This is a genomic window from Bradyrhizobium brasilense (genome assembly GCF_029714345.1).
Lineage (GTDB): Bacteria > Pseudomonadota > Alphaproteobacteria > Rhizobiales > Xanthobacteraceae > Bradyrhizobium > Bradyrhizobium australafricanum.
Genome location: NZ_CP121669.1, coordinates 2,080,340 through 2,094,393 on the forward strand (window position 1 = coordinate 2,080,340; position 14,054 = coordinate 2,094,393).

At 66.8% G+C, this 14,054-nt stretch carries 15 protein-coding genes; 3 read left to right on the forward strand and 12 right to left on the reverse strand.

Annotated features, from left to right (window positions below):
* The first annotated feature begins 281 nt into the window (after nt 1-281).
* The 3 genes from QA635_RS09610 (at nt 282) to QA635_RS09620 (ending at nt 2,997) form a co-directional block, all read left to right on the forward strand.
* The gene (locus QA635_RS09610) at nt 282-794 is read left to right on the forward strand and encodes a hypothetical protein (protein WP_283068511.1); all 513 of its coding nucleotides are present in this window, start codon (nt 282-284) and stop codon (nt 792-794) included.
* Nucleotides 795-944: 150 nt separating this feature from the next.
* Nucleotides 945-1,637, forward strand: coding sequence for a response regulator transcription factor (locus tag QA635_RS09615; protein ID WP_028338477.1), 693 nt, complete (start codon nt 945-947; stop codon nt 1,635-1,637).
* Entirely contained in the window at nt 1,624-2,997 is a 1,374-nt protein-coding gene (locus QA635_RS09620; RefSeq protein WP_283068516.1) for a sensor histidine kinase, read from the forward strand. The genes QA635_RS09615 and QA635_RS09620 overlap by 14 nt, the downstream gene beginning before the upstream one ends.
* 212 nt (nt 2,998-3,209) lie before the next feature.
* Here QA635_RS09620 and QA635_RS09625 read toward each other — a convergent pair whose 3' ends face one another.
* From QA635_RS09625 to QA635_RS09680, 12 genes are read right to left on the reverse strand one after another with little or no spacing between them, the layout of a single operon-like run.
* The gene (locus QA635_RS09625) at nt 3,210-3,836 is read right to left on the reverse strand and encodes an FMN-dependent NADH-azoreductase (protein ID WP_283068518.1); all 627 of its coding nucleotides are present in this window, start codon (nt 3,834-3,836) and stop codon (nt 3,210-3,212) included.
* Nucleotides 3,837-3,845: 9 nt separating this feature from the next.
* Nucleotides 3,846-5,417, reverse strand: a complete 1,572-nt coding sequence (locus tag QA635_RS09630) for an isochorismatase family protein (protein ID WP_283068519.1) — start codon at nt 5,415-5,417, stop codon at nt 3,846-3,848.
* Nucleotides 5,418-5,429: 12 nt separating this feature from the next.
* The gene (locus QA635_RS09635; protein WP_283068520.1) at nt 5,430-6,278 is read right to left on the reverse strand and encodes an MBL fold metallo-hydrolase; all 849 of its coding nucleotides are present in this window, start codon (nt 6,276-6,278) and stop codon (nt 5,430-5,432) included.
* Between the two features lie 51 nt (nt 6,279-6,329).
* Nucleotides 6,330-7,220, reverse strand: coding sequence for an amidohydrolase family protein (locus tag QA635_RS09640; protein WP_283068521.1), 891 nt, complete (start codon nt 7,218-7,220; stop codon nt 6,330-6,332).
* Nucleotides 7,217-8,335: a vWA domain-containing protein gene (locus QA635_RS09645; protein ID WP_283068522.1), complete on the reverse strand. Its 1,119-nt coding sequence runs from the start codon at nt 8,333-8,335 to the stop codon at nt 7,217-7,219. Before QA635_RS09645 ends, QA635_RS09640 begins: the two co-directional genes overlap by 4 nt.
* Nucleotides 8,332-9,213 (reverse strand): AAA family ATPase, encoded by an 882-nt coding sequence (locus tag QA635_RS09650; RefSeq protein ID WP_283068523.1) that lies wholly within the window; start codon nt 9,211-9,213, stop codon nt 8,332-8,334. The genes QA635_RS09645 and QA635_RS09650 overlap by 4 nt, the downstream gene beginning before the upstream one ends.
* Before the next feature lie 9 nt (nt 9,214-9,222).
* A complete protein-coding gene (locus QA635_RS09655) occupies nt 9,223-10,245 on the reverse strand; it encodes a xanthine dehydrogenase family protein molybdopterin-binding subunit (RefSeq protein WP_283068525.1) in 1,023 nt (340 codons plus the stop codon).
* A gap of 2 nt (nt 10,246-10,247) precedes the next feature.
* A complete protein-coding gene (locus QA635_RS09660) occupies nt 10,248-11,837 on the reverse strand; it encodes a xanthine dehydrogenase family protein molybdopterin-binding subunit (protein WP_283068526.1) in 1,590 nt (529 codons plus the stop codon).
* A gap of 12 nt (nt 11,838-11,849) precedes the next feature.
* Nucleotides 11,850-12,329: a (2Fe-2S)-binding protein gene (locus tag QA635_RS09665; RefSeq protein ID WP_028333320.1), complete on the reverse strand. Its 480-nt coding sequence runs from the start codon at nt 12,327-12,329 to the stop codon at nt 11,850-11,852.
* A gap of 6 nt (nt 12,330-12,335) precedes the next feature.
* Nucleotides 12,336-13,154 (reverse strand): FAD binding domain-containing protein, encoded by an 819-nt coding sequence (locus tag QA635_RS09670; protein ID WP_283068528.1) that lies wholly within the window; start codon nt 13,152-13,154, stop codon nt 12,336-12,338.
* Between the two features lie 15 nt (nt 13,155-13,169).
* A complete protein-coding gene (locus QA635_RS09675) occupies nt 13,170-13,613 on the reverse strand; it encodes an SRPBCC family protein (protein ID WP_050387585.1) in 444 nt (147 codons plus the stop codon).
* 3 nt (nt 13,614-13,616) lie between these two features.
* The gene (locus QA635_RS09680; protein ID WP_283068531.1) at nt 13,617-14,054 is read right to left on the reverse strand and encodes an SRPBCC family protein; all 438 of its coding nucleotides are present in this window, start codon (nt 14,052-14,054) and stop codon (nt 13,617-13,619) included.

The window sequence follows — 14,054 nt, forward strand, 5'->3', positions numbered from 1 at the left end:
CGCCGTCGTTGTTCTCCGATAGCTGCAGGATTAAGAACCGCGGCCGATCGATTCAACGAGCGCTATCCGCCGATTCCAGCCAAATGTCCGTCGATCCCGGCCAACGCAATCGTGGCCGCCGGTCCAGGCAACTGCCGCTCGGCATGCCGGCGCGCGAATTCTAAATCCGGTGTCAGAATCTGGCGCATTTGTCAGTTGAAGTCGGGCATCGGCTTGCGTCTTCTGATCATGCTCGCGTGCGGCGATACGAGTTCGCCGCGGTCCCAATCAGGGAGGGTTTCATGAAGAACAGGCTTCTCACGTGTCTCACGGCAGCGACGCTCGCTGTCAGCGTTGCGCTTGCACCCGCTGCCCTCGCCAGAGGCGGCGGTGGTGGTGGCGGACATGGCGGAGGTGGCTTCGGTGGCGGCCACGGTGGTGCCATGGGTGCCATGGGTGGTGGCATGCACGGTGGCGGCTTTGGCGGCGGCATGCATGGCGGTGGTTTCGGCGGCGGAATGCGTGGCGGTGGCGCGGCGTTCGCCGCCATGGGCGGCGGCGGGCATTTCGCTGGCGGGCACGTTGGTGGTCCCCGCTTCGTCGGTGCACCGGCAATCGGCCCGCGGTTTGCCGGCGCCGGATTCCGCGGTTCGCGCTTCTTCCATCATGGCGGCTTCTTCCGCCACCACCGCTTCCATCGCTTCGCATTCTTCGGCGCGCCCTATCTCTATGCCGGCTATGACTACGGCTGCTACCGCAGGGTATGGACGGCTTACGGTCTGCAATGGGTCAATGTGTGCGGGGACTATTGGTGATAGCCCAACCAACCGCACCGTTGTCGCGGTCGTCGCCAGACGTTCCATCCTGCCCCGGAGTGGGATAGTCTGGCGGCGATCGTCGCGGGGCGGCCGCTCGGAGAGTTTGAGAACTCGGAGAGTTCGACACAGCTCGGAGAGTTCAGGAATATGACCGGTGCTCACCGCCGCATTCTCGTCGTCGAGGACGATCCGGAAACCGCGGATCAGCTCGTCGAGGAACTCACCACCAGCGGTTATGATGTGGATCTGGCGGCGAACGGCCGCGAGGCGCTGAGCCAGGGTGCGGCGCGCGACTATGCCGTGATCACCATCGATCGCATGCTGCCTGACATCGACGGCATCACGGTGATGCGTCAGATGCGCGACGGCGGCATCGCAGTGCCGTTCCTGATCATCAGCGCGCTCGGCGAAATCGACGACCGGGTGCGTGGCTTGCGCGCCGGGGGCGACGACTATCTTGTCAAACCGTTCTCCTTTGTCGAACTGCTGGCGCGGCTGGAGGCGCTTGGCCGCCGCAGCGAGACCGTTGCAAAGGAGACCATCCTGCGGGTCGGCGATCTCGCGATCGATCTGATTTCGCGGACGGCGAGCCGCCGCGGCCGCAAGATTCCGCTGCTGCCGAAGGAATTCCAGCTGCTCGAATATCTGGCGCGCAACGAAGGCCGCGTGGTGTCGCGCGCCATGCTGCTGCGGCATGTGTGGGACCTGCACTTCGATCCCTCGACCAACATCATCGACGTCTATGTCGGGCGTTTGCGCCGCAAGGTCGACGACCAGCAAGCCTATCCGCTGATCCACACGATCCGCGGCATCGGATACTGCCTCCGTGCTCCTGGCTAAGACCCTCAAGTCGTCGACGTTCCGCCTGGCGTTGATCGCCATCGGTGTCTTCGGCCTGATCGTCTCCGCGATCTTCGCCTATGTCTACTGGTCGACGTTGTCCTATGTGCGCGACAGATCCGACCGCGCGATCATGACCGAGCAGGCGAGCCTCGATGATGCCTATGCGCGGTCCGGCCGCGATGGACTGACCGCGTTGATCGCGCAACGCGTCGCGGACAAGGGTTTTGCCGATCATGTGTATTTGTTGGTCGGTCCCGGATCGACGGTGCTGGCGGGAAATCTCGGGCAGTGGCCGGCGGGCGCTGCCGAGAAGGGGTGGGCTGAATTTCGTGCCTCCCTGCCACAGCTTTCCTCGGGCCCCTCCCTGCTGCGAGGCGTGACGGAAACCCTGTCAAACGGCGATCGGCTGCTGGTCGGCCATGACATCAGCGATCTCGACGGCTTCATGGCGCAGATCAGGGCCGCCGGCATTGCCGTCGTCGTGCTGATCATCGGGCTTGCGGCTGCTGCCAGCATCGGCGTCACGCGGCGAACCGTCGGCCGGATCGAGTCGATCAATGCGACCAGTCGCGCCATCATGCTCTCCGGCCTCGACCAGCGCATCCCGCTCCGCGGCAGCCATGACGAATGGGATCGCGTCGCCGAGAATCTCAATCTGATGCTGGACCGGATCCAGACCCTGATGGGCGACGTCAAGCAGGTCAGCGAAAATATCGCCCACGACCTGCGCACGCCGCTGACCCGGATGCGCGGCCGGCTCGAGAAGGCCTATCACGCCCCGCGGAGCGGCGAGGGGGATGCTGCGCTGATCGGCGACACCATCGCCGATCTCGACGCGGTGCTCGGGATGTTCGCGTCGATCACGCGGATTTCCGAGATCGAGACGCGAGCCCGCAAGGGTGCGTTTCGCACCGTCAATCTCGTCGAGATCGCCGCCGAGGTGGTCGAGCTCTACGATGCCGCGGCTGAGGAGGTCACCACCCGCCTCGATCTTGCCGGCGATCAGGCGGTGCTTGTCACCGGCGACCGCGACCTGCTGTTCGACGCCATCGCCAATCTCGTCGACAACGCCATCAAGCATGGCCGCCCGGGCGGACGGGTGACCGTGACTTGCGAGAACCACGAGGGCGGGCCGATGATTTCGATCGCCGATGACGGCCCCGGCATACCCGCCGAGCAGCACGACCACGTCTTCAAGCGGTTCTACCGGCTCGAGCAGAGCCGCTACACGCCGGGCAACGGCCTCGGCCTCAGCCTGGTCGCGGCGGTCGCGAGCCTGCACGGCGCACGGATCGAATTGCGCGACAATGCGCCAGGATTGTTGTGCAGGCTGGTCTTTCCCGCCGCGGAAACGTAGGGATGGCCGAGGGCGCCTGTGGTTCTACCCCTGGGCGCCGATGCACGGCTCACACCTCAGTCAACACACGTCGTCGTCCTGGCGAAAGCCAGGACCCATTACCCCGAATGACAATTGTGATGCTGCGCTGGGGCCACGATCTCGTTTACATTCAGATTCGGTGGTTATGGGTCCTGGCTTTCGCCAGGACGACGATGTGGTTAGAGAGCAGGTCAAAACCTCGCTGCCATCTCCACCAGCCGCCGGTGCGCCGCCTCGCGGGCCGCGCGGATCGGCTCGGCCGGCCCGGTGGTTGGGCCAATCGGCACGAAGCGCACGTCGCTGATGCCGATGAAGCGCAGCGCCTCGCGCAGATAGGGCGTTGCCATGTCGATGCGGCCGCGGTTCATGCCGGTGACGAAGTCGCTGCCGCTTGCGAGGATCACGACCGTCGGGCGGTCCTTGAGCAGCGGCAGATAGCCCTGCGCCGGATCGAAGCGGAAGGCCAGCCCGGGCTGGATGATGACGTCGAGCCATTGCTTGAGCTTGTAGGGAATGCCGAAATTCCACATCGGCGTCGAGATCAGCACGCGATCGGCCAGCGACAGCCGCAGCGCGAGGCGCTCGGCGATTGCGAAGGCGTCGTGCTGCGAACTGGTGAAGCTCTTGCCGTCGATCCGGGCGTATTTGGCCTCGAGCAGATATCCCTCGAATTCCGGCAGCGGCTCGCGCCAGAGGTTCATCGCGTCGATCTCCCAGTCCGGCCGCGCCTGACGGAAGCGATCGAGAAAGGCACGCGCGCCGGCCGCCGATTCCGAATCGGGGCGCGGTGAGCAGTTAAGGTGCAGCAGCTTCGGCACCGCGCCTCCCTAGCCGAGTGCCTTGATCACGGTGTCGGCGTTGGTCACGACGGAGACGTTCTGGAGCGCGAAATTGATCGCGGCGTTGTGCCAGTCGGCATTCATGGTCGAGCAGCAATCCTCCGGCACGATCATGAAATAGCCTTTGTCGGCGCCGGTGCGCGCGGTGTGCTCGACCGACATGTTGGTCCAGGCTCCGGTATTGATGATCATGTCGCGGCCGGTTGCCTTCAGGATGGTCTCAAGCCGGGTGCCTTCCCAGGCGCTCATCCGCATCTTCTCGACCACGAAGTCGCCCGGGCGCGGCTCGAGCCCCGAGACCGGGGCCGCGCCCCAGCTGCCGCGCACCATCGCCTTGCTGTCGACCAACCCCTCGAACAGCGGCGCATTGAGCGTGACGCCGGGCGCGCCCGGCTCGACGACGAACCAGACATGGATGATGACGACGCCGCGCGCTCGCGCAGCCTCGGCCACGCGGCGCACATTCTCGACGACATGCTGCTGGCGGGCGTGTGCGGGCGCACCGGACTCGGCGAACGCGCCGCCGTCCATGATGACGTCGTTCTGCATGTCCTGGATGATCATCGCGCAGCGTTGCGGATCGAGCTGCATCTCACCGGCGGCGAGATTCGGCGCAGGCGTGGACGAAGCGGCACCCGCGCCGCCGCGCTTGCCGCTCATATAGGGCTCGTGGCGCGGGCCGACCTTGGTCGGGATCGCATAGACCGAATGGGTCGCGGTCAGATAGAGCGTGCGGAAGTCGGCGCCGCCCCAGGCGAGGTTGGCGACGAGCTCGGGCAGGCGGACCTTGCCGAGCAGGTCGGCGGCGGGCGAATAGACCCAGACGCCGCCGGGCGCGGTGACCCAGACATTGCCGCGCTGGTCGCATTTCATGCCGTCGGGCAGGCCGGGCTCGAGCTCGGAGCGGATGCCGGAGGCGAACACGCGCGGATTGGTAAGCGAGCCGTCGGCATTGACGTCGAAGGCGCGGATCAGCGCCTGCACGGTGTCGTTGACATAGAGGATGCGCTCGTCGGGCGAGAAGCACAGCCCGTTCGGCTGCTCGAACAGGTAGCGGTCGACCAGCAGTTTCGGCGCGCCGCCGCCGGGCGGCACGCGGTAGACGCCCTGGAAGCCGAGCTGGCGCGGCCGTTCGACGCCATAGACCGGCATGCGGCCGTACCAGGGATCGGAGAAATAGATCGCGCCGGAGGAATGCACACAGACATCGTTCGGACTGTTGAGCTCCTGGTTCTCGTAATGCGAAGCCAGCACCTCGCGCCGCCCGTCGGGCCGCTCGCGGATCAGCGAAGACGTCGCGTGCTCGCAGACGATCAGATTGAGGTCCGCGTCATAGGTCATGCCGTTGCATTTGTTCGATGGCCGCCTGACCTCGACGACGCCGCGCCGCGCATCCCAGCGCCGGCGCACATCGCCCGGCATGTCGGAGAACAGCAGGAAATGATCGGCCGGATGCCAGATCGGTCCCTCCGTGAAATCGAAGCCGGTCCCGACCTGGCCGACCGGCGCGTAGGGATCGATCAGGTCTTCGAACTCGCTGCGCAGCGTGACATGCGTCATCGCCTCGATCCTCTACGCCGGGAACCAGTTGCGCTGCGGCAGGCTCTGCACGACAGGCCCGGGTACCTGGTCATGCAGGCGGCCGACCACCATGCCGCCCTCGATCTTGGCCGGGCGATCGTGCACAGGAAGCAGATAGCGGGAGCTCGAGAGCAGCTTCTTGATCGCTGCCTTCTCGGCGCGCTTGCTGGTGCCGTGGTTGCCCGTGGTGCGCGGCTCGGCGTCGTGGATCTCGTTAAAGGGATTCACGATCTGGTCGTTGAAATCATAGATCACGTCGCCGCAGATCGTCGCAATCCCGTCGGCGGTGTGGACATGGATGTTCATCGAGCCTTCGGTATGGGCGTTGGCAGCGTCGCAATAGACGCCCGGCATCAGCTCGACCGGGCCGGTGATTTCGAGGTCGAGAAAGCGCAGCGCGCTCTTGGTGTGCAGGCGGTCGATCAGGTGCTTGATGTCCGGCGCCGGATACTGAGGGTGCATCAGGCCGGAGACGGAGTATTCCAGCTCCTTGCGGTTCAGCACGACGGTCGTGTTCATCGGGAACAGGTCGTCCTTGCCGGCATGGTCGATGTGCAGGTGGGTGTGACAGACGAAGCGGACGTCGCCCTTCCGCACGCCGTGGCGGGCGAGCTGGTTCTCGATCATGTTCTCGTGGAACTGGAGCCCGCGCATGCCGAGCGTCTCCATGATCTGGTTGGAGCGATAGCCGGTGTCGACCAGCACGGGGTAGGGGCCGCCGAGGATCAGGAAGCCGAGCGTCAGCACGCGGCGAGTGCGGCCGCAATTGTGCCCGAGCACGAGGAAGCTCGATTCCAGCTCGATATCGCCATAGTCCAGAATCTTGATCTCCAGCGGCATCTGTCTCCCTCCCAATTCGTGTTCGTTGTTATGTTCGTGCCCGCGGTGCGGCTATGGCTCTATCCGATAGACCCGCGCCGCCGTCGTGCTGAAGATCGCATTGCGCTGTTGGGGACTGAGCCGTTCGGCCGCCGTCTTGAAAGCGGCGATGAGATCGCGATAGCTGGTCCACAGCTTCTCGATCGGAAAGTTCGAGCCGAACAGGCAGCGGTCGGCGCCGAAGATCGCGACGGTATCGGTCATCACGCCGGCGATATGCGCGGCATCGTTGCGATGGATGAAGGTGCCGAGCCCGGACAATTTCGACACCACGTTGGGGCATCGCGCGAGCCGCGTCATCCCGGTGCGCCAGGCGCCTCGGCCCTGCGGCGACAGATCCTCCAGCATGCCGGCATGCTGGAGGATGAACGTTACATCAGGGCAGGCCTCCGCGAGGCCGGCCGCATCGGCCATCTGCGGTGCGAACACCTGCAGGTCAAAACTCCAGCCGTAGTCGGCGAGGTGGCCGACATTGCGCCGGATCACGGGATCGGTGCAGAGATCGGCACGGGCGGCGAAGCGATAGAGCGGATTTTCGTGCCAGTGCAGCTGCATGCGCACGCCGCGCACCAGCGGATAGCGCTTCAACCGATCGAGTTGCGGGCGGACGTCGGCGGCGGAGAAATCGGCATAGGCGACGAGGGCGTGCGGCCAACCGTGCGCGTCCGCGGTCTGCTGCACCCAGGCGGCCTCGTCCTCGAATTGGCCGTTCGGCCAGTTGGTCTGGACATAGACCGAGCGGGTGACGCCGGTGCCCTTGAGGTCGTCGAGATATTCCTCGATCGGATAGTCGCGGCGGATCGGCTCATAGGGGCCGAAGATCCGCGGCTGCATCGGGCCGGACAGCCAGGCGAGATCGGCCTGCCGCCAGATGTGATGATGTCCGTCGACAATGCCAGTCACGCAGCTCTCCTTGTTCCAAGCGACAGCAGATGCGCGACGACAGCCGCGCTGGATCCGCCGTCCACGAGATCGTCGACGAAGCGCTGGATCGCGATTAGCGCCTCGGTTTGCGGCGTGAAGCCGGGCGAGGTTGCGAGCGGCGTCAGCCAGCTGACGCGCCAGGCCCGCCGCGACAGTTTTGCCACGGCATCGCGCAGCGCAGCCGGATCGCCGCGTTCCAGGCCGTCGGAGACGATCACGACCGCGGCGCCGCGGGCATATCCGCCGAACCGCGGCACGGCGAGGAACGCCTGCAGCGCATCGCCGATCCTTGTGCCGCCGTCCCAGTCGCTGACCAGGAAGGACGCCGCGTTCAGCGCCTGCTCGCGCCGCTTCAGCCGCAGCGCCGGCGTGACTCGGGTCAGTCTTGTGCCGAAGGTGAAGACCTCGACATTGCCGGCCGCCTGCACCAGCACATGCGCGAGCTTCATGTTCTCCTCGGTGCGCGCCTTCATCGAGCCGGAGACGTCGATCAGGAACAGGATCTTGCGCGGGCGCTGGCGGCGTCGCATCCGCCCGAGCCGCAGCACCTCGCCGTCATTGCGGACGCTGTCGCGCAGCGTGCGGCGCAGATCGGCGAACGGGCCAATGCGTGCACGGCGGCGCCGGTGGCCGCGCCGTCGCGGCAGCCGCCGTGCCGCCTCGCGCGACAGTTTTCGCAGCGGATCGCTGGTCGCGGCCTGTGCAAAGCGGCGCTCGACCAATGCCTCGGCCCGCGCCGCGGCGAGGCCGGATTCATTGGCCTCGTCGGCGAGCGGTGGCTCGTCCTCGCCGCGGCCTTCCTCCTGCAGGCGAACGGTCTCCTCATCCTCGCCCTCGGCCTGCTCGATCGCCTCGGCGCCGCGGAAGTGGATGTCGAACAGCCGGTCATAGGTCGCGCGGCGCTCTGGCGGCGGCGCCAGCGTCGCGAGCCCGGCCTGGCGGATGTGCTCCAGGCTGCGCGGCCCGAGCAGCTCGATCGCGGCGAGGAAGCTCGTCGTCTGCTCCGGCGCAACCGAAAAGCCGTTGGCGCGCAGCAGCGCGACGAACGAAACAAATATCCGCGCGGCGCGCGGCAGCTGCAGGTCGTCGTTCACGCGGCCGCCTCCGCGATGATCGCATCGAGCCGCGGTGAAATGAAATGCAGATCCTCCTCGTCCTTCAGCGCGACGCCGATCGAGCGCTTGAACGCGTCCGGCCAGCGCGCGCCGCCCTTGTTGAGCAGGGTCGCGGCCTCCGCCCAGTCGACCGCCTCGGCGATCCCGGGCGCCTTGCTCAGCGGCTCGCGGCGTAGCCGGCCGACGGCGGCGACCACCGCGCGGGCGGTGGCCTCGGCGACGCTGGAGGCGCGCATCATCACGATGCGTGCCTCGCGCTCGGCATTCGGATAATCGATCCAGTGGTAGACGCAGCGCCGCCGCAGCGCCTCGTGCAGATCGCGCGTCCGGTTTGAGGTCAGCATCACGACGGGATGCTCGGCAGCGCGCACCGTGCCGCGCTCGGGGATCGAGATCTGGAAGTCGGAGAGGAATTCGAGCAGGAAGGCCTCGAACTCCTGATCGGCGCGGTCGATTTCGTCGATCAGCAGCACCGTCGCGTCGGGCGCGCGCAGCGCGGCCAGCATCGGCCGTTCGATCAGGAAGGCGTCGCCATAGATGTCGATGCTCTCCTCGCCGGCCTGCCGGATCGCCAGCATCTGGCGCGGATAGTTCCACTCGTAGAGGGCAGCGGCGGCGTCGATGCCTTCGTAGCATTGCAGGCGGATCAGCCTGCGGCCGAGCACGGCGGCGATCGCTTTTGCAGCTTCGGTCTTGCCGACACCCGGCGCGCCCTCGAGCAGCAGCGGCTTGCCCAGCGCAAGCGAGAGATAGGAGGCGGTCGCGATGCCGTCGTCGGCGAGGTAATAGGCCGCGCGCAGCGCCTTCTCCAGCGCCTCGGGGCTGTCGATGCCGACGATGTTGCTGCGGACCGGCATAGAGAAACCTCAGCGCCGCGGCTGCGGCCGCGCGCCGCCTTGCGCCTTGATCGCGCGGAGCACCTTCTCCGGCGTGATCGGCAGATCGTCGATCCGCACCCCGACCGCGTTGAAGATCGCATTGGCGACCGCAGGAAGCACCGGATTGGCGCACATCTCGCCCGGTCCCTTGGCGCCGAACGGGCCGTCGGGCGCCGGGCGCTCCAGCACTGCGATGTCGTGCAGGCAGATGTCGCCCGGACCCGGCATCAGATATTCGACGAAATCGCGCGGACCGTGCACCGGCTCCGGATAATAGGGCTCCGGCGTCTCGTAAAGCGCGTGGCTGACGCCCATCCAGGCGCCGCCGACCAGCTGCTGCTCGACCAGCCGCGGATTGAGCGCGCGGCCGAGCTCATAGGCGGAGTCCATCCGGACCATGTCGACCTCGCCGGTCTCGTCGTCGACCTCGACCTCGGCGACCAGGCAGGCATGCGCGTAACAGGTCGCCGGCGACATCTCGCCGGTTTCAGGATCGACGTCGGACAGCGGCACCAGGAAGATGCCGCGGCCGGAGATGGTCTTGCCCTGCTTGAACTGCGCGGCGATGGCGACGTCCTTGGTCGAGATCGAGCGATGCGGAGCACCCTTGACGTGGATATTGCCGCGGCCGTCGGTCTCGAGGTCGGCGGCATTCACCTCCAGCTCCTCGGCGGCCGCCTCCATCATCACGCCGCGCGCCTCGCGCGCCGCCGCCATCACGGCGTTGCCGACGCGATGCGTGCCGCGCGAGGCGAACGAGCCCATGCAGTGCGGGCCGGTGTCGGAATCCGCGGTGTCGACATAGACGTCCTCGACCGGCACGCCGAGCGTCTCGGCGCAGATCTGCCGCGTCACCGACTTCATGCCCTGGCCGAGATCGATCGAGGACAGCGCCACGGTGAACTTGCCGCTGGGGTTGGAATGCACCAGCGCCTGGCTCGGATCGCCGCCAAGATTCATGCCGATGGGATAATTGACCGACGCGATGCCGCGTCCGCGGTGCCTGGTCATGGTCAGCGCCTCCTGGTGCCGAAGACGGAAGAGAAGCGGGTGGCGCCATGCGACGGTGCGGCCGGCCGCGGTGGCGGAGGTGACGGCGGCGGCGAAGAGGGCGTTGGCGGCGGCTCGCGGGTAGCGGCCGGCGCGCGGTCATACGTCGTGCGCTGCTGGGACGGTGCGGCCGGCGGCGCATGTGCCTCGCGCGGGGTCGGCGTCACCGCGGCGCGCGCGCCGCCGCCATCCTTGCGCGACGACATCCGCTTGAAGTCTTCGCGGAGCGGCCATTTGGCCTTCTCCGCTGCGACCTGCACGCATTCGATCAGCGCGGTGTTCTTGGCCTCGCGGCGGTGCGCCTTCATGTCGCCGTCGCGATACGCATTGAGGATCCGGAACTCCATCGGGTCCATGCCGACAAGATGGGCGAGCTTGTCCATCTGGCATTCGATGGCGAAATCCATCGCGGTGACGCCAAAGCCGCGCATCGCGGTCGCGGGCGTCCGGTTGGTGAAGACGCAGTAGACGTCGCCATGAACGTTCGGGATCGTGTAGGGGCCGGGCAGATGGGCGGCGCATTTCACCGCCGCATAGCTCGACAGCCGCGTATAGGCGCCGCTGTCGAAATAGGCGCGCACCTTGCGGGCGACAACGCGGCCGTCGCGCATCACGCCATCCTTGATGTAGATCCGCTCGGCGCCACGCGGCGGCCCGTACTGCATCTCCTCCTCGCGCCCGAACACGTAGCGCACCGGGCGACCGGTCAGCATTGCGCCGAGGATGCAGAGCGGTTCGGTCAGCGTATCGACCTTGCCGCCGAAGCCGCCGCCGACCGTGCCGCCGATGAAGTGGAAGGTGTTGGACGGCACGTCGAGGATCTTCGCGCAGGTGTCGACCGAGAAGAACAGCGCCTGCGTCGAGGTGTAGACGATGTAGCGGCCGTTGGTGTCGGGAGCTGCGATCGAGCCGTTGGTTTCGGTCGGCGCGTGCTCGATCGGCGACATCTGGTAGCGCTGTTCCAGCACATGGTCGGCCGTCGCGAGCGCGCGGTCGGCGTCGCCGAAGCGCAGCTGCTGGTGATCATAGGTCTCGTGATAGGTGAAGGTGTTCTTGGGATAGACCTCGTTGACCACGGGCGCGCCCGCCTTCAGCGCGTCCTCGACATCGAACACCGCCGGCAGCGGCTCATAGTCGATCTTGACCTTTGCGATGGCCTCATAGGCCTCGCGCGGGCTGTCGGCGACGATCGCGACGATGGGTTCGCCCTTGTAGCGCACCTTGTCGACCGCGAGCGAGGGCTCGTCGTCCTTGCCGAAATTGATCAGGCTGAGCAGCGTGTTCAGGTTGCGCGGCACGTCGGAGGCGCGGATCACGCGCCGGACCCCCTGCGACCGCTCGGCCTCCGAGATGTCGATGCGGCGGAGTCTTGCATGGGGATGCGCGCTGCGCACCACCTTCAGATGCAGCATGCCCTGCAGCTTGTGGTCATCGAAATAGGGCGAGGTGCCGGTGACATGGCCGAGCATATCCTGGCGCTGCGTGCCTTTGCCGATCTCCTTCAGATTGTCGTCGCGCTCGTCGGCGAAGATGTCCTTGCGCAATTCCAGCATGGCACTGTTCCCTTACGCACGCGCCCGGCCGCCGGAAGCGGCTGATAGCACGGCGTTGATGATCGGCTCGTAACCGGTGCAGCGGCAGATGTTGCCGGAGATCGCCTCGACCACTTCGGCGCGGCTCGGCTGCGGATTGCGGTCGAGCAGCGCCTTCGCGGCCATCAGCATGCCCGGCGTGCAGTAGCCGCACTGCGCGGCGAAATTGTCGGCGAACGCGCGCTGCAGCGGGTGCAGATTGGGGCCGTCCTTGATGCCGTCGAGCGTCTCGACCGAGCGGCCGGCGACCGTTTCAGCGAGCGTCAGGCAGGAGAGATGCAGCTCACCGTCGATCAGCACGCTGCAGGTGCCGCAGCCGCCCTGGCCGCAGCCGAATTTCGGCGTCATGTCGCCGATCAGTTCGCGGAGCGCGACCAGAAGGTTGGTGCCGCCGTCGACGAAGATCGCGACGTCACGGCCGTTATGCTGGAATTGAAGGGCAGTCTTGGCCATCACGATTTATTCCTGACCGGACAACAGACGACGTAGATGCACGCCGACGATCTCGCGGCGATACCAGGCGCTGGCGAGCGCATTGTCGCCGGGCGACGTTCCCTCGACCGCTGCCGCGGCGGCGGCGCTGATGGTGGAGGCGTCGAGCGCGCGGCCTTCCAGTGCGCGCTCGGCGGCGCGGGCGCGGATCGGGGTGGGCGCCATCGAGCCGAGCGCGATGCGGGCGCCGACGATGCGGCTGCCGTTGACCGGCAGGTGCGCCGCGAGCGTGATCACCGCGCCGCCCTTGGGCTTGATCCGCGCGATCTTGCGGTAGCGGAAGGCGTCAATGCTGCCGGGCCTGGCAAACGAAATCGCCAGCACCAGCGATCCGGCCTGCCGGTCGCGCGATTGCAGGAACTCCTCGATCGGGATCTCGCGTCCGCCGAGGCCGCCCTGGACGGACACGGTGGCATCAAGCGCGAGCATCGCGACCGTGAAGTCGCCATACGGCACCGGCGCGAACAGGTTGCCGCCGACGGTGCCCATGTTGCGCACCGCCGGTCCGCCGATCGAGCGCGCCGGGGCGTGCAGGAAGGCGAGGTCGCGTTCGGCCAGGATGCGAGCGAAGGTGACGCCGGCGCCGAGCGTGATGCGCGAGCCCGTGGCATCGATCCGTGTCATCGCATGGTCGCTGGCGCGCACGATGGTCGAGATCGAGACGTCGCCCTCGTTCAGCGCCCGCATCACCAGCGTGCCGCCGCCGAGATAGCGGGCGCTGCGATCCGACGACAGCGCCGCCGCGGCGTCATGGGTGCTGGTGAAGGTCTTCACCGTGACTGGCATGATGGTGCTCTCCGCTTACGCGGCCTCCTTCAGATGCCGGCGGATGGCGTCGAAGCCGGCCTGGTAGATGTCTTCCGAAACCATCTGCGTGATGCGCTCGCTGTCTTCGGTCCGCGTCGTGAAGCGCGACTCCCAGTGCCAGAAGGTGCGGTCGCCATCGGTGACCGGCAGCAGGCGGACATGCGCAACGTAGTTGAACATCGGGATCGGCGTATCGAGCAGGCAGTAGCTGAACGATTGCTCAAGATCGGACAGCGCCAGCAGTTGCTCGCGCAGCTCGGCGCCGTCCTTCAGCTTGAAGCGCCTGACGCAGCCGATCTTGTCGGACGGCTGCGCGCGCTCGATGCCGCTGGTTGCGACCGCCGGATGCCAGCGGTCATGACCGTTGAAATCGCGCAGCACGGCCCACACCGCATCGGTCGGCGCATCCAGGATCGTGCTCTTGACGATATGCGGCACGGCCTATCCCCCGAACGCCCGTTTCAGCGCGTCGAAGCCACCCTGGAACACGCCGCCGCCGATATTGTTGACGAGCTCCGCCTCGCGTTCCGGCGCGCAGTCGAATTCGGCGGTCCATTCCAGAAAGGTCTGGTCGCCGTCGGTGACCGGCGTGAGCCGCAGCGTCGCGACGTAGTTCTCGACGCCCATCGGCGATTCCAGGATCGAATAGGTGCAGAACATGTCGTAGTCGGACAGCCCGAGCAGCTTCTCGCGGATGCGATCGCCGTTGCGCAGCCGGAAATCCCTGACGCAGCCGATCTTGTCGGAGGGCTCGCCGCCCTCGATCCGGCTTTCGGCGATCGCGGGATGCCAGTTCGGCAGCCCGTTGAAATCGCGGACGCGGGCCCAGACCCGGTCGTTGCGGGCGTTGACGACGGTGGAAATGTAAACCCGTGCCAT